22 protein-coding genes are annotated in these 24,712 nt (G+C 70.2%); 10 read left to right on the top strand and 12 right to left on the bottom strand.

Translation table 11 applies throughout. From position 1 onward, the window contains the following. Positions 1–5 precede the first annotated feature (5 nt). From ADL12_RS21585 to ADL12_RS21570, 4 genes are all read right to left on the bottom strand, one after another. Positions 6–3,122 carry an FG-GAP repeat domain-containing protein gene (locus ADL12_RS21585; RefSeq protein ID WP_062704312.1) on the bottom strand — a complete coding sequence of 1,039 codons (3,117 nt, stop codon included), beginning with the start codon at positions 3,120–3,122 and terminating at the stop codon, positions 6–8. Positions 3,123–3,265: 143 nt separating this feature from the next. Continuing rightward, a complete protein-coding gene (locus tag ADL12_RS21580; RefSeq protein WP_062704345.1) occupies positions 3,266–3,862 on the bottom strand; it encodes an O-methyltransferase in 597 nt (198 codons plus the stop codon). 204 nt (positions 3,863–4,066) lie between these two features. Then, positions 4,067–4,939: a hypothetical protein gene (locus ADL12_RS21575; RefSeq protein ID WP_062704311.1), complete on the bottom strand. Its 873-nt coding sequence runs from the start codon at positions 4,937–4,939 to the stop codon at positions 4,067–4,069. Between the two features lie 142 nt (positions 4,940–5,081). Beyond that, the gene (locus ADL12_RS21570; protein ID WP_167364420.1) at positions 5,082–5,642 is read right to left on the bottom strand and encodes a hypothetical protein; all 561 of its coding nucleotides are present in this window, start codon (positions 5,640–5,642) and stop codon (positions 5,082–5,084) included. Here ADL12_RS21570 and ADL12_RS21565 point away from each other — a divergent pair. Both ADL12_RS21565 and ADL12_RS21560 read left to right on the top strand, forming a co-directional pair. Further along, complete coding sequence (locus ADL12_RS21565; protein ID WP_341846371.1) at positions 5,610–6,161, top strand: DUF5753 domain-containing protein; 552 nt, start codon at positions 5,610–5,612, stop codon at positions 6,159–6,161. The two genes, ADL12_RS21570 and ADL12_RS21565, sit on opposite strands and share 33 nt — an antisense overlap. Positions 6,162–6,163: 2 nt before the next feature. Beyond that, positions 6,164–6,355, top strand: a complete 192-nt coding sequence (locus tag ADL12_RS21560; RefSeq protein WP_062704309.1) for a DUF397 domain-containing protein — start codon at positions 6,164–6,166, stop codon at positions 6,353–6,355. Here ADL12_RS21560 and ADL12_RS21555 read toward each other — a convergent pair. Next, positions 6,327–7,007 (bottom strand): nucleotidyl transferase AbiEii/AbiGii toxin family protein, encoded by a 681-nt coding sequence (locus ADL12_RS21555; RefSeq protein ID WP_062704308.1) that lies wholly within the window; start codon positions 7,005–7,007, stop codon positions 6,327–6,329. The genes ADL12_RS21560 and ADL12_RS21555 overlap by 29 nt on opposite strands. 205 nt (positions 7,008–7,212) lie before the next feature. Here ADL12_RS21555 and ADL12_RS21550 point away from each other — a divergent pair, with 205 nt between their 5' ends. Genes ADL12_RS21550 through ADL12_RS21540 form a run of 3 tightly spaced genes read left to right on the top strand, consistent with a single transcriptional unit; the run spans position 7,213 to position 10,426 of the window. Continuing rightward, positions 7,213–7,815, top strand: coding sequence for a DUF4956 domain-containing protein (locus tag ADL12_RS21550; RefSeq protein WP_062704307.1), 603 nt, complete (start codon positions 7,213–7,215; stop codon positions 7,813–7,815). Next, a complete protein-coding gene (locus ADL12_RS21545) occupies positions 7,812–8,606 on the top strand; it encodes a polyphosphate polymerase domain-containing protein (RefSeq protein WP_062704306.1) in 795 nt (264 codons plus the stop codon). The genes ADL12_RS21550 and ADL12_RS21545 overlap by 4 nt, the downstream gene beginning before the upstream one ends. Further along, positions 8,603–10,426 carry a carbohydrate-binding domain-containing protein gene (locus ADL12_RS21540; RefSeq protein WP_244187998.1) on the top strand — a complete coding sequence of 608 codons (1,824 nt, stop codon included), beginning with the start codon at positions 8,603–8,605 and terminating at the stop codon, positions 10,424–10,426. The genes ADL12_RS21545 and ADL12_RS21540 overlap by 4 nt, the downstream gene beginning before the upstream one ends. A 32-nt stretch (positions 10,427–10,458) precedes the next feature. Here ADL12_RS21540 and ADL12_RS21535 read toward each other — a convergent pair whose 3' ends face one another. Next, positions 10,459–10,824 carry a PH domain-containing protein gene (locus ADL12_RS21535; protein ID WP_048581363.1) on the bottom strand — a complete coding sequence of 122 codons (366 nt, stop codon included), beginning with the start codon at positions 10,822–10,824 and terminating at the stop codon, positions 10,459–10,461. Positions 10,825–10,909: 85 nt separating this feature from the next. Further along, entirely contained in the window at positions 10,910–11,386 is a 477-nt protein-coding gene (locus ADL12_RS21530; RefSeq protein WP_062704304.1) for a hypothetical protein, read from the bottom strand. A gap of 216 nt (positions 11,387–11,602) precedes the next feature. Here ADL12_RS21530 and ADL12_RS21525 point away from each other — a divergent pair, with 216 nt between their 5' ends. Together ADL12_RS21525 and ADL12_RS21520 are read left to right on the top strand one after the other, a co-directional pair. Then, on the top strand, positions 11,603–12,943 hold the full coding sequence (locus tag ADL12_RS21525) for a pectate lyase family protein (protein WP_062704303.1): 1,341 nt from the start codon (positions 11,603–11,605) through the stop codon (positions 12,941–12,943). Between the two features lie 149 nt (positions 12,944–13,092). Continuing rightward, positions 13,093–13,431, top strand: a complete 339-nt coding sequence (locus ADL12_RS21520; RefSeq protein WP_062704344.1) for a DoxX family protein — start codon at positions 13,093–13,095, stop codon at positions 13,429–13,431. A gap of 103 nt (positions 13,432–13,534) precedes the next feature. Here ADL12_RS21520 and metG read toward each other — a convergent pair whose 3' ends face one another. Next, the gene (gene metG / locus ADL12_RS21515; protein ID WP_062704302.1) at positions 13,535–15,151 is read right to left on the bottom strand and encodes a methionine--tRNA ligase; all 1,617 of its coding nucleotides are present in this window, start codon (positions 15,149–15,151) and stop codon (positions 13,535–13,537) included. A gap of 100 nt (positions 15,152–15,251) precedes the next feature. Next, positions 15,252–16,994, bottom strand: coding sequence for a VWA domain-containing protein (locus ADL12_RS21510; RefSeq protein ID WP_062704301.1), 1,743 nt, complete (start codon positions 16,992–16,994; stop codon positions 15,252–15,254). A 276-nt stretch (positions 16,995–17,270) separates the two neighbouring features. Between ADL12_RS21510 and ADL12_RS21505 the strand changes: the two genes are divergently transcribed. Next, complete coding sequence (locus tag ADL12_RS21505; protein ID WP_062704300.1) at positions 17,271–19,361, top strand: PhoX family protein; 2,091 nt, start codon at positions 17,271–17,273, stop codon at positions 19,359–19,361. A 26-nt stretch (positions 19,362–19,387) separates the two neighbouring features. On the opposite strand, the gene ADL12_RS21500 is transcribed toward ADL12_RS21505, so the two are convergent. Then, on the bottom strand, positions 19,388–20,332 hold the full coding sequence (locus tag ADL12_RS21500; RefSeq protein WP_062704299.1) for a LysR family transcriptional regulator: 945 nt from the start codon (positions 20,330–20,332) through the stop codon (positions 19,388–19,390). A 172-nt stretch (positions 20,333–20,504) separates the two neighbouring features. Between ADL12_RS21500 and snpA the strand changes: the two genes are divergently transcribed. Continuing rightward, positions 20,505–21,179, top strand: a complete 675-nt coding sequence (gene snpA, locus ADL12_RS21495) for a snapalysin (protein WP_062704298.1) — start codon at positions 20,505–20,507, stop codon at positions 21,177–21,179. A gap of 72 nt (positions 21,180–21,251) precedes the next feature. Here the strand turns inward: snpA and ADL12_RS21490 are convergent, their stop codons facing one another. Then, positions 21,252–23,198, bottom strand: a complete 1,947-nt coding sequence (locus ADL12_RS21490) for an FUSC family protein (protein WP_062704343.1) — start codon at positions 23,196–23,198, stop codon at positions 21,252–21,254. A 41-nt stretch (positions 23,199–23,239) separates the two neighbouring features. After that, on the bottom strand, positions 23,240–24,205 hold the full coding sequence (locus ADL12_RS21485; RefSeq protein WP_062704297.1) for an endonuclease/exonuclease/phosphatase family protein: 966 nt from the start codon (positions 24,203–24,205) through the stop codon (positions 23,240–23,242). Positions 24,206–24,379: 174 nt separating this feature from the next. On the opposite strand from ADL12_RS21485, the gene ADL12_RS21480 reads away from it, so the two are divergent. Further along, complete coding sequence (locus tag ADL12_RS21480) at positions 24,380–24,580, top strand: hypothetical protein (protein WP_062704296.1); 201 nt, start codon at positions 24,380–24,382, stop codon at positions 24,578–24,580. Positions 24,581–24,712 lie beyond the last annotated feature (132 nt).

Below are 24,712 nucleotides of genomic sequence, written 5' to 3'. Positions count from 1 at the left end.
CCTGTCTAGGACAGGGACTTGTAGCCGCCCCACCCGGTGGCGATCTTCGTACGGGAGCCGAACGATCCCTTGCCGTTGCCGCTGTTGCGCCACACGTTGCCGCTGGTGTCGCGGGAGACGAGGTCCGGCCGGCCGTCGTCGGTGATGTCGCCGACGCCGACGACGGCGTTGTAGCTGCCGCCCCAGTTGGCGAACACCTTCACTCGGGCGGCGAAGGTGCCGTCGCCCTTGCCGTTGTAGCGGTAGAGGTTGTTGGACGTGTCCTGGGCCAGGAGATCCGCCTTGCCGTCGCCGGTGATGTCGCCGACGCCGACGATCTTCTTGTAGCCCTTCCAGTTGTCGTAGAGCTTTACGCGGGACGACAGCTTGCCGTCGCTGGTGCCCTTGTAGAGGTACACGGCCCCGGTGGAGGAGTTGCGCGCGATGAGGTCCGGCCGCCCGTCCCCGCTCACGTCGCCGGGCGAGGTGAGCGCGTTGTACTGCGTCCAGCCGCTGGTCGCGAGGGTCGTGTACGACGTCGACGGCTTGACCGCCGCCCCGCAGCCCGGCTTGTACAGGCGCAGCGCCCCGCTGCTGTAGCGCACGAGGACGTCGTTGCAGCGGTCACCGCTCAGGTCGCCGAACGGGATCACCGTGACGGTCGTCGGCCAGCCGGTGCCGGTGTTCTTGTCGCTGAACTTGCCGGTGCCGGTGCCGGCGTGGATCGTCAGGCCGCCGGAGGAGTTGAGGGTGAGCAGGTCGCCGCGGCCGTCGGGGCCGTCGGGGCTGGCGTAGTCGTGCCGGACAGCGGCTCCTCGCAGGAGATAGCCCTTGCCGGTGGAGACCGTGTTCGCTGTGGAGGTGCCCAGGCCGGTGGCCTTCAGCGCCCAGGTGAAGTGGCCGGTGGGGAAGTAACTCCCGCTCGCCGTCTTGCCGTTCCAGGTCACCGACACCAGCTCCGCGGTCGCGCCGCCGGTGATCGTCCGGGTCCCCTTGCCGTTCGCGCCGCTCTGGACGGAGGTGAGGGTGAGCGACCAGGAGGTGGCCGGGCGGGACAGCACCCAGCGGCCCTCGAAGGGCACGTTCGGGTACACGTTGTCGCCCGCCAGCGTCGTCTTGAAGGCCGTCATCGAGGACGGGGCGATGCCGGTGGTGGTGACGTGGGTGCGCTCGTAGTCGTCGAACCAGGCGACCAGGCCGGTGTACTCGTCGACCGTCCAGCGGTAGCGGCGGTCCACAGTCAGGCCCTTGTCGGGCAGTCCGGAGGCGATCACCCGGGTGGTGCCGGTGGCCGCCTCGGTGAGGACCAGCGTTCCCGCGGTGTGGTCGTGGCGGACGGTGAAGCCGTCGCCGAGGAGCACGTCACCGGGGGTGACCGCCGTCGACGTACCCGCCTTGGTGTCGTACACGCCCGCCGAGCCCGTGCCGCACGCCCAGTACACCCAGCGGCCCGCCGCCTGGAGTTCGCTCGGCACGCAGGCCAGGCCCGGGACGCTCACCGTGGTGAGCGTCTTCGCCAGCGGGATGCTGTACGAGGTGAGCGTGCCGGCGGTGGTGGTGGCGCTCCAGAGGGTGGAGCCGTTCAGGGCGGCGGCACGCACGGACCGCTTCAGCTTCTGGCCCTGGCCGAACTCGCCGACGTACTGCGCCGGGGTGGTGCCGCCCGAGTTGTAGACGGCGTAGTCGTCGCCGGCGTCGACGATCGAGCCGCCCGTGGTGCCGAACTCCAGCTCATGGCCGCCGATGGCGACCAGCCGGTCCTGCTTCAGCTCCGCGTCGTAGTAATAGTTGCCGAGGTAGACGTCCTCGGCGGCGAGGTTCCCCCACAGCGCCGCGCAAGCGGTGCCGGCGTACGGGCATACGGGGCTGTAGACCTTGCCGCTCTCCGTGGCGTCCGATGCCGTCAGCTCGGTGGAGCCGTTGGTGGTGAGGGTGCGCACGGACGTGAGGTGCGCGGCGGTGTCGGGGTCGTCCTCGGCGACGCGCAGGCGGCCGCGGCTGAGCGCGAGGCCCGTCTTGGCGTTCTCCACCGCCGGAGCCTGCTGGACCTTCGCCAGCTTCAGCGTGCCGTCCTCGGCCTGGCTCACCCGCTGCACCCACCAGTCGGTGGCGCCGGTGCCGCCGGAGACGAGGGCGCTTCCGTCACCGGCCGCCAGCGTGTACTCGCCGGCTCTCGCCAGCAGGGTCTGCTGCACCGAGGGGTCGGTGACGTTGACCGCGAGGAGCTTCGAGCCGAGGTCGCTGGAGGACAGCGGCAGCAGCAGCCAGTCGCCGACCAGGACCGGGTCGCCGTCGAGCGCGCCCGGGTGCGACGGCAGCGTGACGACCTGCTCGGCGGCGGTGAGGTCGGTACGGGACTTCAGGTGCAGTTCGGCGGTGCCGTTGTAGTACCAGCCGACGCGGTCCGCGCTCATCAGGAACGTCGAGTTGGTGGTGGCGTCCGCGAAGACCTTGGTGTTCACGGCCGACTCGATGTCGATGTAGTGGAGCGAGCCGAAGGTGCTGTTCGACACGAACACACCGGAGGAGTCGGCGCCGAGGACGTCCCCGGCCGACACGTTCGTCGCGTCACCGGTCACCCTGCGGACCCGCCACGCACCGTCGACCTTGTCGATCAGGGAGTTGGTGGTGACGATCGTGTCGCCGGCAAGGGCTCGGTAGGAGCCCTGGCCGTACTGGAGGGAGCCGTTCCAGCTCACCTTCCTGGAGGTGGCCGTCGCCGGGTCCCAGAAGGTGGCGTACGCGTCGCCGGTGCCGGTCGGCAGGGCGACCAGGTCGCTGTCCGAGCCGTACCAGGCGCTGTAGCACGTGGAGCCGATGTAGGTGCAGCCGGTTCCCGGGGTGTAGACGCCGGCGGCGTTCTCGACCGTGACGCTCCTGCCGGTGGCGTAGTCGGTCCACAGCAGCCCGTCCTTGCCGGTCTGCCGGTGCAGGAAGCCGGTGTCGCCCGCGACGTACGGGCGGTCGGTGCGCGGTGTGGTGGAGCTGGGGTCGACCAGCGTGATCGTGGTGGTCCCGGCCTCGGCCGCTTCCGCGGTGCCGCCGCCCTCCGACAGGACGACGACGGACGCGGCCGCGACGGCGACCGCGAGCGAGGAGACGGCGGCGGCGAGACCGCCCCGTCTCAGGGCGTGTCTGCCCACGTGAGGTTCCCTCCCCTGCGAGGGCCCGTGCCCTAGCACAAGTGGCCGGATGTTATCAGGGTTCGGTGACCGTCAGGGTTGGTGTCCGCCCAGGTGAACGGGGGTGCGGTGGGCCACGGCCGACGGTGGGGAGGAGGGGGAAATCAGCCGCGTTCGTGGGCGGACCGTACGGCCATCAGCAGCCCGCTCGACCAGGCCAGACGGGTCGTACGGAAGTCGGGCCGCCGCTCCAGCGTGGCCAGCAGGTGTGTCACGGCAGCGTGGTGGCCGTCCGGCCAACCGGGCTGGGGCAGCAGGTCGTCGATGAGATACGTGCCGCCAGGGGCCACGAGTTCCAGGGCGCGGTCGAGGTGGGTGAACTTCCCCGGCCAGGTGTCCGCGAAGACCAGGTCGAAGGGCTGGCCGACGTACTCCTCCAACCAGGTGCCGCCGTCCCCGGCCACGAACGTGACCCGCTCGTCGTGGCGGAATCGCTCACGGGCGACGGCCTGCACGGCGTCGTCGAGTTCGACGGTTACGAGTCCGGCGGTCCTGTCCATACCGCTCAGCAGCCAGGCGGTGCCTTCGCCGACGCCGGTTCCGAGTTCCAGGATCCGCCCGCCGGGCCGGGCAGCGGCGAGTGTGGCGAGCAGGCTGCCCGTGCGCGCATCGCACGACATCGTGAACCCGGCCTCACGCGCGGCTGCCTTCAACGCGGGGAGGGCGGCGGGGAGTTGATCGTCAAAAGGGTTGTCGTCCATCTCGCGATTCTGCGGGTCCGCCAACCGCCGCCTCAACCGGATTCCCGGGACTCTGGCCTCGTCTCGGCGGGGTTGCGCGGGCCGAGGACCAAGCCGTCGGCCCGTTACGGTGACCATGGCACGCCCTGCCGGCTTCTCCCGCGGCTCCGGGCTCAGCCGGCTGAGTCGGTCGTCTTCGCGGGGGCGCGCCCAGGCGTGGCGGGGCTACTCATCCGTGAAGATCTGCTCGGCGGAGGGGGCGATGACTGCGCGCCGGTGCCAGCGGCGCAGGATCTCGGGGTCATCGCAGCTGGTGATGCGTTCGCGGACCGCTTCAGGGACGTCGATGCCCCGCACCTCCAGGACGTCCAGGATGTCCTCGGCAGCGCGTTGTGCCCGGGCTTCGTCACGGATTTCCTCGAAGATGTACGACTTGTAGAAAGAGAGGTCCACGGCCACCAGTTTCCTCCAGATCTCTGCGGCGGCGTGCTTGCCCATGCCGCGTGCGACGTATTCGATGATCGGGTTGGCGAGGTCTGCGGGTGTGTCTCGCAGCACGTTGGTCATTGCTTTGAGTATGGCTCCGATGTCCGGGCTCTTGGCGTGCGTGACCGCGGCCAGTGTGGCGAGCGCGAGGTCCTTGCGGACTTCGGTGGGGTCGGTGATCACCGGCATGTTGTGCGGCCCCGCGACCATCGGGCGCAGGGTGATCAGCGGCCACTTGGCAGGGCCGAAGGTGACTGTGCGCGCTGCCCATTCGGCGGTCGCGCGGTCCTGGCAGACGACCAGCAGCATCGGCTGCAACCGGTACTTCGTGAGCAGATGGGTGGCGTAGTACGCCCAGCTTGCGGGTTTGTCCGGGTCCTTCGCGCCCTGGGCCTCGACGGCGAGGAGTAACGGCTCGTCGTCCTGCGTCTCCAGCCGCACAAGGGTGTCGACGCGGCGTTCGACCGGACTGGTCTCGGTGAGGTCGTTCGGCAGGATGGTGAACGACGTGGGCGGGGGGAAGTCGACGCCGAGCACCTCGGAGACCCGGGAGAAGAGGTCCGGGTGGTCCTGGAAGATGCGGTGCATCGCCTCGTGGGGCGAGCTGACCATGGGGATTCCTATCGGGTAGGGGTGAGTCCGGTCCGACTCGGAGCAGTGCCGGCTGTCAACGAGCCTCGACTCGACGATCGAGGCGGGAGCGACGCGGCACGTGGCGGGGGCGGAAGCAGGCAGGTGGTCAGTTGGCCCGGATTCACAAGACACCTGCTGTGAGCAGTCGTATCCACGTCTCCCGGGCCGCAGTGTCGCCCAGCCCGACTTCCAGTAGCCGGCACAGGTAGAGAGCGGTGTCCCGGTCGAGCGACCGCATTCCGCGAGCCAGCGCTTCCAGCGCGTCGGTGATCTTCTCGCCCTCGCTGTGCGTGATCGCCGCGAGCGTTGCCAGTACCGGCTGCTGGGCGATCGATGACGCGTCCATGATCTCCGGCAGGTCATCCGGCCCCAGCACCAGCGGACGCAGGACCTGGAACGTCCAGGTGCCGAAGCGGGACTCGAAGGGGCCGGCGGCCCAGGTCGCCGTGGTCCGGTTCCGGCAGACCACGAGCAGCAGTATGGGCAGCTCGTACATGAGGTGGAGTCGGGCCACGTGGCAGGCCCAGTCCAGGGGCTTGTCGGGGTCCGGCTCGCTCTGGACCTCAATGGCAAGGAGGAACGCGTCATCCTCGGAGGGGGCGACCTCCAGTGCAGGGATCCCTGTGGCGTCGGGGACTCGCTTCCTCCCGTGTTCTGCGATCTGGCCGAACTGGAGCATCACGCGTCGTTCCTTCAGGAGGTCGCCACCGCGCACGTGCCGGGATTGCTCCAGACCGAGGAGTACGCCCGCGCGGTGTTCGCCTACTGGCGTCCGGAACTCCCCGAGAGTGCCCTCGAGTTGCGGGTCGAGCACCGGATGCGGCGCAAGGGGGTCCTCGGGACGACCCCGTACCTGGCGGTGCTGCATGAACCGGCGCTGCGCACGAGGGTGGCCGACCGTCGGGTCGCACGGGCTCAGCTCGACGCCGTGCTCGGGCTCTCGGAGGCGCCTGAGGTCACCGTTCGGGTGATCCCGTTCGACGTGGACGGTTTCGCCGGCGCGAGTGCGGAGTTGCTGTATGCGGCTGGCCGAGTGTCCGCGCTGGACACGGCCCAGCGGGACACCCCGCAAGGCCCGGCGTTCGTGGACGCGCCGGCACAGCTCCTGTCGATGCGAACGCTCTTTCGTAAGGTGGAGGAGGTGTCCCTCGAGCCGTCTCGGTCCCGGGACTACATCCACCACTTGGCGAAGGAGCTGTAGCAGTGATCCAGTGGCAGAAGTCCACCTTCTCCAGCGGTAGTGACGGAGCCAACTGCGTCGAGCTCGCTCACGACGACACCTCGCTCCTCCTCCGCGAAAGCGACGACCCCACCCGAATAATCACCGTCACCCCCACCGCCCTCGCCGCCCTCCTCCAAGCCCCTGTCACTCATCCCCGTCCCCCGGCGGCCTGAGCGCCTCCTCCTCCAGCAGCCGCTCCGCGATGTCGTCGGCCCACGCCCGGGCCCACCGGCGCAGCACCGGTACCGACTCCTCGTCCAGCCCGGCCACCATGAACTCCCGGTCGTCCAACAGCTCCGTGGCCTCCAGGCGGGACTGCAGGTCGGCCAGGTCGAGCTCGTCCCAGGCGTGGCGGCGGCCCAGTTCCTCCAGGTCGGGGAAGCTCCAGTCGGCCGCGGCCGTATAGACGTCGGCGAGGTCGCGCGCGGCGCCCCGGTCGGTCAGGGCGCGGACCTTCGTGCCGATGAGGTCCGCCAGGGAGAGGGCCGGGCCGAGGGCGGTCGTCACCGGGGGCCGCCAGAGGGTCTCCTTCAACAGGTCGACCGTACGTTCCTCACCCGTGTCGGGGTCCGTGACGAGGAGGCGGGCGGAGAGCGGGTCCGTCTCCAGGGGGCGTACCCGCCAGCCCCGTTCCGTCAGGCCGTGCCGGACCATGGCCGCGATCTGGTCCATGGGCTCGGGGTTCTCGGTCGCGGCCTCCACCGATGTCACACGCCGTGCGGTCAGGTCATGCGCCCGGACCGCGCAGTCACCGGCCAGGACCAGTGGGTAGCGGGCGCCGACGGTGAGGACATCGGTCAGCAGGTGGCGGTGCGGGGGTTGCATGGTGGCCCCGATTATCGCGGTCGTATCCGGGTCAGTGCGGCGTCACCATGCCGCCGTACAGGTGTAGTTCACCTCACCTTCTCCTCCCGGATTTCTCAAGGCCGGTTAAGGGAACGCAAAGGGTTCTCACAGGCCACTCCCCGATCGTCATGGACATGAGCCCGAACAGCCCACGTCACCACAGACCCGGGGAGCGGTAACCGCCATGAATCAGCTGGTCCTTGTCGCCGTCGACCTCGCCGCCATCTCCCTGCTCACCTTCGGCGTCTACTTCCCCCGCCACCACCGCCGGGACCTGATCGCCGCCTTCCTCGGTGTGAACATGGGGGTCCTCGCCGTCGCGATCACGCTCACCTCGGCGTCCGTGGGGATCGGGCTGGGCATGGGGCTGTTCGGGGTCCTGTCGATCATCCGGCTCCGGTCGTACGAGATCGCGCAGCATGAGATCGCCTACTACTTCTCCGCCCTCGCTCTCGGACTCCTCGCCGGGCTCCCCGCGAGCGTGAACGTCCTCACGATGGCCCTGATGGGGCTGATCGTCCTCACCATGTACGTCGGCGACCACCCCCGCCTCTTCGGCCGGTACCGGCAGAAGAGCCTGAAGCTCGACTCCGCGTACACCGACGAGGACGCCCTGCGCGCGCACCTGGAGGTGCTGCTGGGCGGGCGCGTGGTGAATCTGTCGGTCAAGGGCATCGACCTCGTCAACGACACCACTCAGGTCGAAGTGCGGTATGTGGTGACCGAGGGCGCGCGAGCTCCCGAGGAGGCCGGCTCCGCCGTCACGCGGCAGGGAGTCCGGGCGTGACCGCCATCGACTCCTTCACCCCTCTGATCGGCGGCCTGCGGCCCATCGGGCTCGGCGAACTCGTCGAACGCGCCTCGCTGCTGACCCGGCTGGACCGCAAGTACATGCTGCCCGCCAGTGAACTCCCCTACTTCATCGCCGGGTTGGGGGATGACGTCCAGGTGCTGGAGATGGACCGGGAACGTTGCTTCGGGTACCGGTCTGTGTACTTCGACACGCCTGAGCTCGACGGGTACCTGGGCGCCGCGCGCCGTCGCCGGCGGCGGTTCAAGCTCCGGATCCGCGCCTACCTCGACTCCGGCGACCACTACTTCGAGGTCAAGACCCGTGGCCCACGCGGTATGACCGTCAAGCAGCGCATCCCGTACGAGGGAAGCCAGTGGCGGCTCGGACCTGAGGCGCGGGCGTACGCCGACCAGTTCCTTGCCGAGGCCGGGATCAACTCCGACGGGTTCCGGTTCTCGCCCTCGCTGGTCACCTCGTATCGGCGCACGACGCTGTTCCTGCCCGCGAGCGACAGCCGCGTGACTATCGACACCGGCCTGACCTGGGCTCTTCCCGACGGGACCGAACTGCGCACCCCTGACCGGGCCATCGTCGAGACCAAGTCGGGGCGGGCCGGGTCCGGTGCCGACCGGCTGCTGTGGTCGCTGAAGCACCGGCCCTGCCCGGTCTCCAAGTACGGCACGGGGCTCGCGGCCCTGCGCTCCGAACTGCCCGCACATCGTTGGCTGCCCGTTTTGCGGCGCCACTTTCCGACCGCACTCGCACTGAACGGGAGCCCCGCGTGAACAGAAGAGCAGTACAGAGATTTCGTACGAAGCTGATGGCCGCCGTCGCCTCGGTGGCGCTCGGTACGGCTGTGCTGGCCGGGTGCTCGTCCGGCGACAGCTCCTCGTCGGCCGCCGCAGGTTCGTCGAGTACGTCGTCGTCGGCCGCCGCGTCCGTGGACGGCTCCCTGAAGGCCGCCGCCGTCCTCGCCGACAACCAGGACGTCCACGCCGAGGACGGGGACACGGACGTCGACGCGTCCGACGCCGTGGACATTGAGCTGAACGGCGACTCCGCGTCCGCCGACGCGGACGGCGTCACCGTCGACGGGTCGACCGTCACCATCACGGCCGAGGGGACCTACCGGCTCAGCGGCAGCCTCAACGACGGGCAGGTCGTCGTCAACGCCCCCGATGTGAAGGTCACCCTCATCCTCGACGGCGTCTCGATCTCGAACTCCAAGGGCGCCGCGATCGACATCGCCGACGCGGACGAGGCCGTGGTCGTCCTCGCCGACGGCAGCGAGAACACGCTCGGCGACACCGACTCGTACGCCGAGGACGCGGAGGCGAACGCCGCCCTGCACAGCGCCGCCGACCTGACGATCGGGGGCAGCGGCTCGCTCACCGTGCAGGGCAACGGCAACGACGGCATCGCGAGCACCGACGGCCTGGTGATCCAGGGCGGCACCATCGCCGTCAACGCCGCCGACGACGGCATCCGGGGCAAGGACTACCTGGTCGTCAGCGGTGGCACGGTCACCGTCACGGTGGGCGGCGACGGGCTCAAGGCCGACAACACCGAGGACGCCGACCGGGGTTACATCGCCGTCAGCGGCGGCACCGTGAAGGTGAGCGGCAAGGGCGACGGCGTGGACGCGGCCACCGACCTGGTGGTCACCGGCGGCAAGCTCACCGTCGGCAGCGAGGCCTCCGACGACTCCTCCGCGCACGGCCTGAAGTCGGGCGTGATCACGGTCCTGGAGGGCGGCACGGTCGACGTCGACTCCTCCGCGGACGCCCTGCACAGCGACGGGGCCGTCCACCTGGCCGGCGCGCGTGTCGAGGCCGCCGCCGGTGACGACGGCGTCCATGCCGAGGGCGACCTGGTGATCAGCGCGGGCACACTGGAGATCACGGAGTCGAACGAGGGCCTGGAAGGCAAGGACATCCTGGTCAGCGGCGGCTCGACGACGGTCACGGCCGGCGACGACGGCGTCAACGCGTCGGGAAGCGAGGCGTCGTCCGACGACCAGGGCGGTCAGGGCGGCTTCGGTGGCGGCGGTGGCGGTGAATCGGTCGGCGACTACACCGCCAAGGTCACCGGCGGCACCCTCGTCATCAACGCGTCCGGCGACGGCTTCGACTCCAACGGCACCGCCGAGATCACCGGCGGCACGGTCGTCGTCAACGGTCCGGAGATGAACGGCAACGGCGCCCTGGACGTCAACGGGAGTTTCACCGTGAGCGGCGGCACGTTGCTCGCGGCCGGCAGCGCGGGCATGGTCGTCGCCCCGGACACCGAGTCCGAGCAGGGCTGGCTGTCCGCGACCCTGGACTCGTCCGTCCCGGCGGGCACGACCCTCCACGTCGTGGACGCCGACGGCAAGGTCGTGGCGACCTACGTGACGTCGAAGACCATCCAGAACGTCGTCTTCTCGTCCTCCGCGATCAAGAGCGGCGAGGAGTACGGCATCCGCTCCGGCGGATCGGCGTCCGGTGACTCCACCGGCGGCCTCACCGAGGCCGGTGACCTCGGCTCGGCCGACCAGATCGTCACGGTCACCGCGGGCGAGGCGCCGGAGGGCGGGTTCGGCGGAGGACCGGGCGGACGAGGGTAGAGAACGTACGAACGCGTGAACGGGTGAACGGGCTACTTGGCCACGAACTGCGTGAGGATCGCCTGCACCTCGTAGATGTCGACCCCCTTGGTGAACGTCTTCTGGATGGGTGTCGCCGACCCGGAGAGCCAGATCTTCAGCTCGGCGTCCAGGTCGAAGGTGCCGGCGGTCTCCACCGCGAAGTGCGTGATGCTGCGGTAGGGGATGGAGTGGTACTCCACCTTCTTGCCGGTGATGCCCTGCTTGTCGACCAGGATCAGACGCCGGTCGGTGAACAGGATGGTGTCGCGTATCAGCAGGTACGCGGCGTGCACCTGCTCACCGTGGCCCAGCAGACGCGCGTAGTCCTGCTGCGCCTGTCCCTGGTCGATCGTGTGCGCGTTCCCGAACAGTGCCATGGATGGATCCCCCCACTTGATGGCCTTGCGTGATCTTCGCAATGTATAGCGCCTGGGGGGTGTCCAGGCATAGAGGCGTAAACGATCAGGTGTCGTACGAACCGTCCCAGGGTGCGCCGAAGCCGAGGTGGTCCGGGTAGAGCTCGGCCCAGGGCTCACCGTCGTCCTCTCCGGTCACCAACCCGAACAGCACGCCGTCGACGGTGAGTTGGAAGGGGCGGACCGCGATGTCCGTGTAGGTGCGCCGGGGCAGGCTGCGCAGCCGGGTCGCGAGGTGGGCGCGGGCGCGGGCGAGGACCGAGTCGGGGCCGTGGGGGGCGAGTTGCTGCTCGGCCCAGGTGCCCGCGCACCAGATCTCCGAGTCGCGGTAGCGGCCGTCGGCGTCGAAGGTGTGCAGGACCGAGTACAGGCGTTTGTGCTCTTCCCAGCCTTGGTCGAGGCGGAAGCCCTTGGGGAAGCCGTAGGTGACCGACCCCAGGAACTGCCCGTCCGCATACAGACCGATCGCCTCGGTACGGCCGCGCGGCTCGTAGGCGATCGGGATGACCTCAGGGACTGCCATGGCGGAACCATACGGAGGTGCCGGGGGCATGGTGGCGCCGGGGCGCCCTCAAAACCAGCCAGCGGGCCAATTTCCGCTGTTCTTCCATCACTTGATCACCAGTCCGCCGAAAAATCCACGGCAACCTTTCCGATCTCCATGACCACAGATGAGTCGCAGCCCCGTTCACGCGGGCCCGCTCCGAAGCACATCTCCGAAGCGCATAAGGACTCATTCGTGGCATCCCCTTCCCACCGCCGCTCCCTCCGCCGTCGCCGCACCGTCGTCGTCACCGCCGCCGTCGCGGCCGCCGGCATCGGTGCCGGTGTCCTCGTGATGAACGCGAACGCCCGCGCGGTCGACCTGTACCACCAGTCGCTGCCCGCGAAGGACGGCTGGGCGGCCTCCGGCTCCGGTACGACGGGTGGCTCGAAGGCCGACTCCGCGCACACCTTCACCGTCAGCACCCGTGCCCAGCTGGTGAAGGCGCTGGGGTCGGTCTCCGACACCACGCCCCGCATCATCAAGGTCAAGGGCACCATCGACGCCAACACCAGCGACGCCGGCAAGGCGCTGACCTGCGCCGACTACGCCTCCGGCACCGGCTACTCGCTCTCCGCCTACCTCAAGGCCTACGACCCGGCCACGTGGGGCAAGAAGGCGCCGTCGGGCACGCAGGAGAACGCCCGCAAGGCCGCCGCGGACAAGCAGAAGAAGAACATCGTCTTCCGGGTCCCCGCCAACACCACCCTCGTGGGCGTCCCGGGCACGAAAGCCGGCATCAAGGGCGGCAGCCTTCTGGTGCAGAACGTGCGGAACGTCATCGTCCGCAACCTGACGTTCTCCGCGACCGAGGACTGCTTCCCCCAGTGGGACCCGACCGACGGCTCGTCCGGCGAGTGGAACTCCAACTACGACGCCGTCACCCTGCGCGGCGTGACCAACGTCTGGGCCGACCACAACACGTTCACCGACGCCCCGAACTTCGACAGGTCGCTGAAGACGTACTTCGGGCGCAAGTACCAGATCCACGACGGCGCCCTCGACATCACCAACGGCTCCGACCTGGTGACGGTCGAGCGCAACGTCTTCGACTGCCACGACAAGACCATGCTGATCGGCAGCAGCGACAGCGACAGCACCGGCAAGTTGCGGGTCAGCATCCACCACAACGTGTGGAAGGGCATCGTCCAGCGCGCCCCGCTGGCCCGCATCGGCCAGATCCATCTGTACAACAACCTCTACGACACGACCACGCTCAACGGCTACACCCCGAAGTACAGCATCGACTCCCGCGCCAAGGCCCAGGTCGTCGCCGAGCACAACGCCTGGAAGCTGCCCTCCGGCACCAAGGTCGCGGGGCTGTTGAGCGGCGACGGCACCGGCTCGATCGCCGGCAGCGGCAACCTCGTCAACGGCACGGCGACCGACATCGTGGCCGCGTACAACGCCGCGCGCTCGAAGAAGATCAAGACGACGGTGAACTGGAAGCCGACGCTGACGGCGGGTCGTCAGACGTCGGCGAAGAACTTGCTGACCGAGCTGGCGGGCACGACCGGCGCCGGGGTGCTGTCCTGACGCCGGGCTGACGTACGGCTGAGGAACTCTCCTGAACTCTCCTGGTCCGTTGCCGTCACACTTCCGCGGTGCTCGGCGTCAGGGAGGCAGTGGACCCGCCGCGCGGCACCGGCCGTGCGGTACCGACCGCAGCTGACCAGGAGGTCCTCATGCAGATCGCCCATGTCGTCGTCACCGTCGTCGCCGCCCTGATGGCCGGTTTCTCCGGCGCCGTCCTGCTCCTGCGCGCCCAGTGGATCGTGCAGGCGCTCACCGACTACGGAGTCCCCCGGTCGTGGTGGACCTGGCTGGGCCTGGCGAAGGCCGCCGGGGCCGTGGGACTGCTGGTCGGGCTGTTCGTGCCGGTGATCGGGGTGCTGGCGGGGGTGGGGCTGGTGCTCTACTTCCTCGGGGCGGCGGTGACGGTGGCACGGGCCCGGTGGTACGCGCACATTCCGTTCCCGTTGGTCTATGCCGCGCCGGTCGTCGGCGCGCTCGCTCTCGCGTAGAGGTGTACGGCCGTTGGGGTATGGCGAGGGCCCGGAACCAGCCGAGTGCGGTTCCGGGCCCTTGTGCGTGCGCGTGTCGTACCACGCGGTCTACGCGGTCGTACTACGCGGTGGGCTTCTCCTCCAGGCGCGGGAACAGGACCGCGCCCTTCGTCACCGTCGTACCGGCCGGGAGCCTGCCCCAGTCGCCGGCCTCCTGGATCTGCTGGTCCGCCAGGGCACCGAGGGAGACCTCGGCGCCCAGGGAGTCCCAGAGCTTCTGGGAGGTCTCCGGCATGACCGGGTTCAGCAGGACCGCGACCGCCCGGAGGGACTCCGCGGCCGTGTAGAGGATGGTGGCGAGGCGGGCCTGGCCCTCGGCGGAAGCGTCCTTCGCGACCTTCCAGGGCTCCTGCTCCGTGATGTAGCCGTTGACCTGCTTGACGAAGTCGAAGACCGCCAGGATGCCGCCCTGGAAGTCCAGCTCGTCGCCGATCTTCCGGTCGGCCTGCGCGACCGCGTGGGCCAGGCCGTCGTGGATCGCCTTCTCGGCCTCGCCGTCGGCCGTCGCCGCCGGCAGTTCGCCGCCGAAGTACTTGCCGACCATGGCCGCCACGCGGGAGGCGAGGTTGCCGTAGTCGTTCGCCAGCTCGCTGGTGTAGCGGGCGGAGAAGTCCTCCCAGGAGAACGAGCCGTCCTGGCCGAAGGCGATCGCGCGCAGGAAGTACCAGCGGTACGCGTCCACGCCGAAGTGCGAGGTCAGGTCCTGCGGCTTGATGCCGGTCAGGTTGGACTTGCTCATCTTCTCGCCGCCGACCATCAGCCAGCCGTTGGCCGCGATCCTGCCCGGCAGCGGCAGACCGTTCGCCATCAGCATGGCCGGCCAGATGATCGCGTGGAAGCGGAGGATGTCCTTGCCGACGAGGTGGACGTCCGCCGGGAAGGTCGACTCGAACTTCTCCGGGTTCTCGTTGTAACCGACCGCCGTGGCGTAGTTCAGCAGCGCGTCGATCCAGACGTAGATGACGTGCTTGTCGTCCCACGGGATCGGGATGCCCCAGTCGAACGTCGACCGGGAGATGGAGAGATCCTGCAGCCCCTGCTTCACGAAGTTCACGACCTCGTTGCGCGCGGACTCGGGCTGGATGAAGTCCGGGTTGGCCTCATAGTGGGCGAGCAGCTTCTCGGTGTACTCGCTCAGCTTGAAGAAGTAGTTCTCCTCCTGGAGGAGCTCCACCGGCTTCTTGTGGATCGGGCACAGCTTCTGACCCGCGTACTCGCCCTCGCCGTCGAGCAGCTCACCGGGGAGCTTGTACTCCTCGCAGCCGACGCAGTACGGGCCCTCGTAGCTGCTCTTGTAGATCTCGTTCTTGTCGTACAGGTCCTGGACGAACTCCTGCACACGGTCGGTGTGCCGCTTTTGCGTGGTGCGGATGAAGTCGTCGTTCGCGATCTCCAGGTGCTCCCAGAGGGGCTTCCACGCCTCCTCCACGAGCTTGTCGCACCACTCCTGCGGAGACACCCCGTTGGCGTTCGCGGTGCGCATGATCTTCTGACCGTGCTCGTCCGTGCCGGTGAGGTACCACACCTTCTCGCCGCGCTGACGGTGCCAGCGGGAGAGCACGTCGCCTGCGACGGTCGTATAGGCGTGGCCCAGGTGAGGAGCGTCGTTGACGTAATAAATGGGGGTGGTGACGTAGAACGCCTTTCCACCCTGCTTCTCGGATCCAGTGGCCGCCATGGTCGAAATCCTACTGGCCCCGTGAAGATCGACTCACACGCGTTTCGGGGGGTGGACGGGGGGTGGACTCGGCCGGTCCCCCTGTCCACCCCCCTGGGGGTTACGGGCGCCAGTTCGCCAGTACGCCCTCGTAGAGCTCGTTGTCCGTCAGCTCGCGGGGCGTTTCGCCCGCCAGGAAGTGGGCGGTGTTGGCCGTCTTGAGCTTGCGGAGATAGTCGAAGGCCTTGTTCTCGGGGTCACCGAAGGCGACGAAGGAGAAGAACACGGAGGGGTGGTTCTTTGCCGCGTCCGTAAGGGCCTGGGTGGCCGGGGTCTTGGCGTCCGGGGCGCCGTCGGTCTGGAAGACGACCAGGGCCGGGGTGTCCGAGGGCGCGGTCTTGGTGTGGTGGGCGATCACTTCCTCGATCGCGACGTGATAGCTGGTGCGGCCCATACGGCCGAGGGCCGCGTGCAGCTCGTCGATCTTGTTCTCATACTCGGTGAGGGTGAGCTCGCCGGTGCCGTCGAGTTCCGTGGAGAAGAAGACGACGTGGACCGTGGGGGCGGCGGCCTCGGGGTCGAGGTGGGCCGCGAGGGCGAGAGTCTGGTCGCCGAGGGCCTGGGCGGAGCCGTCCTTGTAGTACGGGCGCATGGAGGCGGAGCGGTCGAGGACGAGGTAGACCTTGGCTCGGGTGCCGGTGAGGTTGAGCTTGTCGAGCGCGGTGCCGGCGGACTTGTAGGCCGTGAGGAGGCCCGGGGGGAGGTCGGGGGCGGGGGCCGTGCCGGCGGCTGTGCCGACCGCTGCGCCGGTGGCCGTGGCCTCGGCTTCGCCTTCGGCGTCCGTGTTCCCACCCGTACCACCCGTGCGGCTTTCGTCGTCGGCTGCGAGTGGCTCCTGCGGGGCTTCCTCGCCGTCGGCGACTGCAGGCTCGTCGGTCGCCTCGGCGGCTACCGGCTCTGCGACCGGTTCAGGCGTGGCCTCGGCGGCCACCGGCTCGGGGTCGGGTGTGACCTCCGCGGACACCTCGGGCTCGGGTGCCGCCTCCGGGGTGACCTCCGCGCTCGCCTCCGGCTCGGGTGCCGACTCCTCGCCCGCCGCAACCGGCGCGGGCTCCTCAGCCACCGGCTCGTCCAGCACCGGCGCCTCGGCCGGCGCCTCCGCGACGGGCTCCGACTCGACGACCGGCGTTTCCGCGACGGTCTCCTCGGCCACGGCCTCCTCTGCCACCGACGTCTCCGCGACGACCTCTTCAGCCGCAGGCACCTCGGCGACGGGCTCTGCCTGGACGGGCTCGTCGGCGGCCGGCGTCTCCGCCACGGCCTCCTCGACAGCCGGCGTCTCCGCGGCCGTCTCCTCGGCGGCCGGCGTCTCAGCGACAGGCTCGGCCTCGACCACAGGCGTCTCCGCCACGGCCGACTCCACCGGCGTCTCCGCCACGGCCGACTCCGCCACCGTCGACTCCACCGGCGTCGCCGGCTTCGGCACCGTGACGTTGTCGAACGCGGCCGCGACCAGGTCGTGCTCCCCGTCCTCCGCCTGCTCGGCGTTCTCCGCGCTCTCGGCGGACACCGCCCTGTCAGCCTTCTCGGGTCTGGCGGCCTTCTCGGCCTTCTCGGCCTTCTCGGCCGTCTCCGCCTTCTCGGCTGTCTCCGCCGTCTCCGCCTTCTTGGGCCTGTCAGCCTTCGCGGACCCCTCCGCCCCCCGCGGTTCCGGTACCTGCGCGGCAGCGGTCGGCTGGGGTTCCGGGGACGGGGACGGGACCGTCGGCTGTGGCTCCGGCGAAGGAGTCGCACCCTCTGCTTCGGCGGTGGTCCCCTTGCGTGACCGGCCGAATGCGTTCCGCAGGAGAGTGAGAATGCCCATGTGCGCAACCCTTCGCGTGAGTTGATGCCCGTAGATCCCTGGCCAGGACGGACACGTAAGGTTAGCGGCCCCAGATGGCGATCTTGGGGAGGGGCGGTCACAGGGCCCCCTGGTACGTCAAGGGCTGCATCGAGCCGAGTCCGGTCCCGCACCCAACTGCCGTACGTCTACTTCTGATTCACCTTTAGTTCATGCGGTCGCCCCGCTCCCGCACAAACGTGCCCCTACCGTCCGTCACGCTGCACTCAAGGGGAAGCAAGGGGAGTACAAAACGCCATGCGCATTCAGTTGCCGATCATCCGGACCAACAGTGACTCGCACCCTGGTGGCCGATCCGCCCTGACCTGTCGGTTCCGGTGTGGTGACGCCTGTTTCCACGAGGTGCCCAATACCACCACGAACCCGTACGTAGGTGACGTCATTGCCGATGCCGTCAGCCGCCGTACCACGCTGCGCGCCGCCGCCGTCGTCACCGCGGCCGCCGCCGTGGGCGGTGCCGCCACCGTCGCCGCGCCGCAGGCCGACGCCGCCGTGGCCGCCGGGGCGGCCACGACCGAGCGGACCGGCACCTTCTCGCGCGGTGCGCGCGGCCTGCGCTTCAACCCCGTCGCCCCCAACAAGAACGACGTCGTGACCGTCGCCGACGGCTACGGGCAGAACATCGTCATCCGCTGGGGCGAGCCCATCCTGAACGGTGCGCCCGCCTTCGACCCGGACAACCAGACAGCCAAGGCGCAGGCCGGACAGTTCGGCTACAACTGCGACTACATGGCCGTGCTCGACATGCCGCACGAGCGGCACCAGCAGGTGCTCGTGATCAACCACGAGTACACCGACGAGGTGCTGATGTTCGCCGGGTACGACGCGGCGAACCCCACCCGCGAGCAGGCCGAGATCGCCTGGGCCGCCCACGGTCTCTCCGTGCTCGTGGCCGCCGAGGACCGCAGGAGCGGCAAGCTCACGGCCATCACCCGGCACCGCCTCAACCGCCGTGTCACCGCCACGACCCCCTTCGAGGTCACGGGCCCGGCCGCGGGCAGCGAGCTGCTGCGGACCTCCGCGGACCCGGCGGGCAAGCGCGTCCTCGGCACGCTGAACAACTGCGGCGGCGGCATCACCCCGTGGGGCACGGTGCTGTCCGGCGAGGAGAACTTCAACCAGTACTTCGGCAACGCCGAGAAGGTGACCGACCCGACGACCGCGGCGCGCCTGAAGCGCTACGGCATCAGCGGCGGCGCCTCCGAGCGCAAGTGGGAGCGCTTCGACAAGCGTTTCGACGTGGCGCAGGAGCCCAACGAGACCAACCGCTTCGGCTGGGTCGTCGAGATCGACCCGTTCGACCCGGAGTCGACCCCGCGCAAGCTCACCGCCCTGGGCCGCTTCAAGCACGAGGCCGCCGAGCCCCGGCTGACCGACGACGGCCGCCCGGTCCTGTACATGGGTGACGACGAACGTTTCGACTACTTCTACAAGTTCGTGTCGTCCAAGCGCATGATGAAGGGCACCAGCCGCGCCGCGCGCGAGCACAACCGCACCCTGCTCGACGAGGGCACCCTGTACGTCGCCAAGTTCATCGGCGACAGCCCGGCCGCCGAGATCGACGGCTCCGGCAAGCTGCCGGAGGACGGGGAGTTCGACGGCCGCGGTGAGTGGATTCCGCTGGCCAGCGGCAACAAGTCGTACGTCGAGGGCATGACCGCCGAGGAGGTGTACGTCTTCACCCGCCTCGCCGCCGACAAGGTGGGCGCGACGAAGATGGACCGCCCCGAGGACGTCGAGCCGAGCCCGCGCACCGGCCGGGTCTACATCGCGCTGACCAACAACAAGGACCGCGGTGCCGCGGGCAAGGCCCCCGCCGACGAGGCCAACCCGCGCAACGCCAACAAGCACGGCCAGATCCTGGAGCTGGCCGAGGGCTGGAACGACCCGGCCGCCGACCACTTCTCCTGGCGGTTGTTCCTGGTCTGCGGTGACCCGGAAGACCCGAGCACCTACTTCGGCGGCTTCCCGAAGGACCAGGTCAGCCCGATCTCCTGCCCGGACAACATCACCTTCGACGCGTACGGCAACCTGTGGATCTCCACCGACGGCAACGCCCTGGGCAGCAACGACGGCCTGTTCGGCGTCGCGACCGCCGGATCCCGCCGCGGTGAGGTGAAGCAGTTCCTGACGGTGCCCCTCGGCGCCGAGACCTGCGGGCCGATCGTCCAGGACCGCCGCGTGCTCGTCGCGGTCCAGCACCCGGGTGAGCTTGACGGCGCCTCCGTCGAGAAGCCCGCGAGCGCCTGGCCCGACGGCCCCGGCAAGCTCGTCCGCCCGTCGGTCGTGGCCGTCTGGCGCAAGGACGGCTGCGACATCGGCGTCTGATCGACAAGGGACGGCAACAGATGCCCTTACGGGAGTGCTGGGACCGGCGGCTGCCGCTCACCGTCGCGTTCCAGCCACTCCCGGTACGCCGGTGCCTGCCGCGCCGCCTCCCAGTACGCCTCCTCCAGCGCGGGATAGACGCCGTCCAGGTCCGTCTCCGTACGGGCCGCGAGGAGCAGTCGTACGCCGAGCGGGTCGCCGTGCAGGCGCCGTACCGCCATGGTGGGGCTGTCGGCGTGGGTCGGCTGGCAGACGGCGACGACCTCGCCGGTGGCGACCAGGGCGTCCGCCGTGTAGTAGTCGCCGTGCAGGACATGGGGGTTGACGCCGGCCGCGCGGAACATCCGCTGCACGGCGTCCCACTCGCCGTCGACCGTCGGGTCGACCATCCAGCGGTCCTCGGCCAGGTCGGGGAGGGTGACCTCCGACTTCGCCGCGGCGGGGTGGTCGGTCGGCAGTGACACGAACTGCGGCTCGCGTTCCATGAGCACGCGTAGGCGGAGTTCGGGTGGGATGCGCAGGGGGCTGCCCTCCACCTCGTGGACGAAGGCGACGTCCAGCTGGCCTTCGGCGACCATGCGGAGCAGGGCGTTCGGGGAGACGTTCATGTGGAGGGTCGGGTCCTGGCCGTGGCCGCGCAGCCGGCGCAGCCAGCCCGCGAGGGCCTTGCTCGCCGTCGAGCCGACCCGCAGCTCCGGGCCGCCCACCGCGGCGGCCCTCGCCTCGGCGACCAGGGCGCGCATATCGGCCACCAGCGGGCGGGCGCGGCTGAGGACCAGGCGGCCGAGCGGGGTGGGGCGGCAGCCGGATCTCGCGCGCAGGAACAGTGCGCCGCCCAGCTCCTGCTCGATCCGCCGCAGCTGTGTGCTGAGCGACGGCTGGGCGACGCCCAGCTGGCGGGCTGCCCGGTGCAGACTGCCGGTGTCGGCTATGGCACACAGTGCGCGGAGGTGTCTCACCTCGAGGTCCATGCCCTCGGACACTAAAGCGGAATCAAAGCTTTCACCAGCCGCACAAATCCGCCCTGAACCTTGCTAATTGGGGCCCTGATAGGGCCGTGCTATCGCCGGTTGCCATCATCACAGCCGCCGCACAGGAGCCGACACTCGCCTTGACGACTCACCCCCCACCTAGGAGTCATCGATGCGTATGTCCTTTTCCCTGTCCGCCCGTTCGGCGGTGGCAGTCGGTCTCGGTGTCGCGGCCCTCGGCTTCGGCACGGTCGCTCCGGCGACGGCGGCCCCGGCCGCCCCTGTGCAGGCCGAGCAGGCCGGTTACGTCGCCAAGTCGGCCGAATCCGACGCCAGTCGCGCCTTCTTCCAGGCCGTTCTGAAGTCGGTCGCCGAGAAGCGTGCCGCGAACCCGAAGGCCGCGGCCGTCACCGTCACCTACGACGCGTCCGCCGCGCCCACGTTCAGCGCCCAGATAGCCCGCAGCACCCAGATATGGAACAGCTCGGTGTCCAACGTGAAGCTCCAGGAGGGCGCCGGCGCCGACTTCACCTACCGCGAGGGTAACGACTCGCGCGGCTCCTACGCCTCGACCGACGGTCACGGCAACGGCTACATCTTCCTCGACTACGCGCAGAACCAGGAGTACGACTCGACTCGCGTCACCGCGCACGAGACGGGCCACGTCCTCGGTCTGCCGGACCACTACGACGGGCCGTGCAGTGAGCTGATGTCGGGCGGCGGCCCCGGCCCGTCCTGCACGAACTCCAACCCGGACGCGAACGAGCGGGCCAAGGTCGAGCAGCTGTGGGCCAACGGGTTCGCTGCCGCGATGGACAAGGCCCTGCACAAGGCCGGCCGCCAGTAGCGCCGGTTCTCCAGGACCCACCCCCCACATGGCGCGGTCGCCCTCCTGCACGGGGCGGCCGCGCCTTCCTGCTCAGTGCGGGGAGGCGATCGCGCGTGCTGCCGCCACCTCTTGCCGTAGCGGCTCCAGGACGCTGTCCGCCGGGCCGGTGAGGTCCGTACGGACCTCGTACAGGGTCTCGGCCTCCCGTACGCCCTGCGCCAACTCCCGTAGCTGACGCGCCACTTGGGTGACCTCGGCCGCCGATGGCGGAGTCGCCCCGTGTTTCACCCGCACCCGTGCCGCCGTCGTCGCGTCCACGATGCGCTCCACCGCGACGACCAGCGGCCACCACGCTGCCGCCCGGCGTCCGGTGGGCGGGGGTTCGGTCAGGGCGCGTTGGAACTCCGTGCGGATGGCGGAGAGGTTGCGGTAGAGGCGGCGGCGCATCCGGGCGCGGGCCGGTGGATCGACGGCGTCCGGCCCGAAGGCACCCTCCACATAGCGCGCCGTGTCCTGAACGGCGTCCGCGAGCCGGTCGCCGACCCGGGTGTGCCAGCTCTCCGGCCACAGCAGATACCCGGCGACGAGCGCGATGGCGCACCCCATGAGGGAGTCGACCAGGCGGGGCAGCAGCAGTGCGGTGCCCGCGCGGTTCAGAACGTCCGACAGGAGCAGGATCACCGGCGTGATGGCGGCCGTCTGGTAGCCGTACCCGCGCGGGGTGAACGCCGGGATCAGCGGCGCGAGCAGAAGCAGCACCGGTACGTCCCACCAGCCGCGCGGCACCTCCGCGAGCACCGCCGCAGCGATCACCAGCCCGGCGACCGTGCCGAGGGCGCGCAGCAGGGCGCGGGAGAAGACCGAGCCGAAGTCGGGCTTGAGGACGAAGGTGATGGTGAGGGCGACCCAGTAGGAGCGGGGGACCGGGATGAGGGAGACCAGCGCTTGCGCGATTCCGATGCACAGGGCGAGGCGCAGGCCGTAGCGCCAGGAGGCGGCGGACAGGGCGACGTCGCGGGCGGCGCGCGCGGCGCGGACGCTCAGGGCCGCCGGTCGGCCGAGGCGGTCGTCGGTGCCGCGGGGGTCGACGTCCCGGCCGGCCACGACCTCGGCGGCGTGGCGCAGGGCGTGGTCGACGGCGCGGGCGGTCTCGGTGGTCGGGGTGGGCAGCCGCAGCCCTATCGGTCCCGTGTAGCCGGACTCCACTGCGGAGGCGAGATGCCGCACGGCCTCGGGAACCTCGGGCGGGAGCGGGCTGCCGCTCAGGCGCGCGGCGGGGGCGGCCTCCACGACCGGGGTGATGGCGTTCAACTGGGCCAGCAGCCGGGCCAGTTCGGGGCTGCGGCCGTGGTGGCGGGCGCGGTGGGCGAGGACGATGTCGTACGACTGGTTCAGGGACTGGGTGACGGCGTGCCGGGCGTCGTCGTACGCCGGCGTGCTGCCGCTGCCCCCGGCCGCCAGCAGCTCGGCGACCGCCCGGTAGGTGTCCGCGACGGCGGCCCGCTCCGGCACCCCCGACCTGAGCGGCCAGGCGAGCAGCGCGAGGGCCAGCACCAGCAGCCCGCCGCCGGACATCAGCAGCGGCGCCAGCCACCACTCGCCCGGCATCGGCAACCCGGCCCCGACCACGCAGGTCAGCAGCAGCACCAGCCCCGCCGCGGAGGCGACCGCGCCGATCGTCGAGATCATCCCGGAGACCAGCGCGACGCCGGTGACCGCGGCGACGGCGACCCAGCCGTGGCCGTACACCAGGGCGCCGACGGTGACACCGACGGCGCCGAAGAGCTGCGGGATCGCGATGGTGGGGATGCGGACGCGGTACGCGGCGGCGGTGTCGCTGATGACGCCGTTGAGGGCGCCCATGGCGGCGAGGGCGCCGTAGGCGGGACGGCCGGCGGCCAGCCCGATGGCCAGGGGGAGGGCGATCGCGATCGCGGCGCGCGCGACGGCCGGCCAGTTGACGGGGGCCGGCTGGGCCCGCAGGTTCCGCACCAGCCAGTCGGGAGGTGTGCGGCCGATGGGGAACTCGCGGGACATGCGGCCCATTATGGGCACCCTCGGTCAGCTCGTCGCCGACCTCATCGGCGCTGGTGAAGCGTGACGTCGACGAGCAGTGCGCGGTGGTCGGTGCCGGAAAGGTCGAGGAAGCGGGCGGTGCGGGCGGAGAAGTCCGGCGAGAGGAGCACGTGGTCGATCTGCGCGCCGAACGTCGGGGTGGTGCGGGCGGGCCAGCTGGGCGTGCGGTCGTGGCCGGCGAGCCGGGCGGCGTCGCGCAGGCCGGTGTCGAGGATGCGGCGGAAGGCGGCGTGGTCCTGGGAGGCGTTGAAGTCACCGGCGAGGACGAGGGGCGTCCCGCCGCCCTCGGTGTTCTCAGCGTCCTCGGCGGCGAAGTCGCGCAGCTCACCCAGCTCCCGGCGCCACAGGTCGGTCCGGCCGGGCAGCGGCGGCATCGGGTGCGCGAGCTGGAGCCGTACGGCATGCCCGCGTACGTCGGCGACGGCGCCGGGCATGGCCATGGTGCCGTCGATGCCGTCGCCGTCGGCGGGGTCGAGCGGGAAGCGGCTGAGGACGACCGAGCCCGCCGAGCCGCCCGCCACCTGTGCCGCCCGGTGCGGATAGCCGGTGCCCAGGGCCTCCCGGAGCCTGGCGTCGCAGGTGTACTCGCACTCCTGGACGAACACGACGTCCGGCTTCTCCCGGCGCACGGCGGCGACCAGGTCGTCGGTCGCGTGCCCGAACTCGACGTTCGAGGTCAGCACCCGGAAGGAGACGAGCGCGGGCCCACTCGGCTCACCGGTCTTGCCGTACGGCTCGATGAACCAGGCCAGCAGCCCGAACAGGGCGACGGCCCACACGACGCCGAACCACCAGCGTGAGAACAGCGCGAACAGCAGTCCGAGTCCGGCGGGCACGAGCAGCCACGGCAGGAAGGCGAGGAACTGCGGGACGGGGGTGATGCCGTCGATGCCGGCGACCCGGCAGCCGACGACCACGCTGACGCCCAGGAACAGCAGGCCGGCCGACCAGGTAGCCGCAGTCTTCAAGTCCCGGCCTTCCGCTCGCGGGGGGTGGTGGGGATGCCCGAATCCTCCCTCAAGGACGAGGCCTGTGGGGCGGAGGTTGCGCGGAGGCAGATGTTGAGGCAGTCGGGGAGGGGTCCCGGTCGTGCGTGCCGATGATGAGCCGTCGGTCACCGCCGTGGAACAAGGAGACTCGCGATGACGCCTGTACAGGTCAACTGGCTGACCCTGGTGCTCGCTCCCCTCGCCGTCGTCGGGCTGGTGGTCGCCTTCACGGCGGCCCGGTCGGCGGCCAAGAAGGGCGAGCCGATGCCCGGCTGGGGGAAGGTCGTCCAGGGGGTGGCGATCGCGTTCGTGCTGCTCATGGCCCTGATGAACATGGCCTGGAGCGGGTCGTGAGCGGGCGGGACAGCACGTGGGGCAGCACGCGAAGCGTCATGCGCCGACGCGGGCGAGGAACGCTCTCATCACCTCGTTGAACTCCCCCGCACGCGCCAGGTTCGCATGTGCGCCGCCCCCTCGGCCTGGGTC

This window comes from Streptomyces regalis (assembly GCF_001509475.1).
In the GTDB taxonomy this organism is placed as follows: Bacteria; Actinomycetota; Actinomycetes; order Streptomycetales; family Streptomycetaceae; genus Streptomyces; species Streptomyces regalis.
The sequence above is the reverse complement of the archived record's forward strand: the minus strand, read 5'-3'. Positions and strand labels throughout refer to the sequence as shown.

Bases quoted from the DNA above. Each gene is read 5' to 3' on its own strand.
- ADL12_RS21505 (WP_062704300.1), top strand. From the start codon at position 17,271: ATGCGCATTCAGTTGCCGATCATCCGGACCAACAGTGACTCGCACCCT.
- ADL12_RS21480 (WP_062704296.1), top strand. From the start codon at position 24,380: ATGACGCCTGTACAGGTCAACTGGCTGACCCTGGTGCTCGCTCCCCTC.
- ADL12_RS21530 (WP_062704304.1), bottom strand. From the start codon at position 11,386: ATGGCAGTCCCTGAGGTCATCCCGATCGCCTACGAGCCGCGCGGCCGT.
- ADL12_RS21550 (WP_062704307.1), top strand. From the start codon at position 7,213: ATGAATCAGCTGGTCCTTGTCGCCGTCGACCTCGCCGCCATCTCCCTG.
- ADL12_RS21510 (WP_062704301.1), bottom strand. From the start codon at position 16,994: ATGGGCATTCTCACTCTCCTGCGGAACGCATTCGGCCGGTCACGCAAG.
- ADL12_RS21490 (WP_062704343.1), bottom strand. From the start codon at position 23,198: ATGTCCCGCGAGTTCCCCATCGGCCGCACACCTCCCGACTGGCTGGTG.
- snpA (WP_062704298.1), top strand. From the start codon at position 20,505: ATGCGTATGTCCTTTTCCCTGTCCGCCCGTTCGGCGGTGGCAGTCGGT.
- ADL12_RS21580 (WP_062704345.1), bottom strand. From the start codon at position 3,862: ATGGACGACAACCCTTTTGACGATCAACTCCCCGCCGCCCTCCCCGCG.
- ADL12_RS21500 (WP_062704299.1), bottom strand. From the start codon at position 20,332: ATGGACCTCGAGGTGAGACACCTCCGCGCACTGTGTGCCATAGCCGAC.
- ADL12_RS21555 (WP_062704308.1), bottom strand. From the start codon at position 7,007: ATGCAACCCCCGCACCGCCACCTGCTGACCGATGTCCTCACCGTCGGC.
- ADL12_RS21520 (WP_062704344.1), top strand. From the start codon at position 13,093: ATGCAGATCGCCCATGTCGTCGTCACCGTCGTCGCCGCCCTGATGGCC.
- ADL12_RS21535 (WP_048581363.1), bottom strand. From the start codon at position 10,824: ATGGCACTGTTCGGGAACGCGCACACGATCGACCAGGGACAGGCGCAG.
- metG (WP_062704302.1), bottom strand. From the start codon at position 15,151: ATGGCGGCCACTGGATCCGAGAAGCAGGGTGGAAAGGCGTTCTACGTC.
- ADL12_RS21575 (WP_062704311.1), bottom strand. From the start codon at position 4,939: ATGGTCAGCTCGCCCCACGAGGCGATGCACCGCATCTTCCAGGACCAC.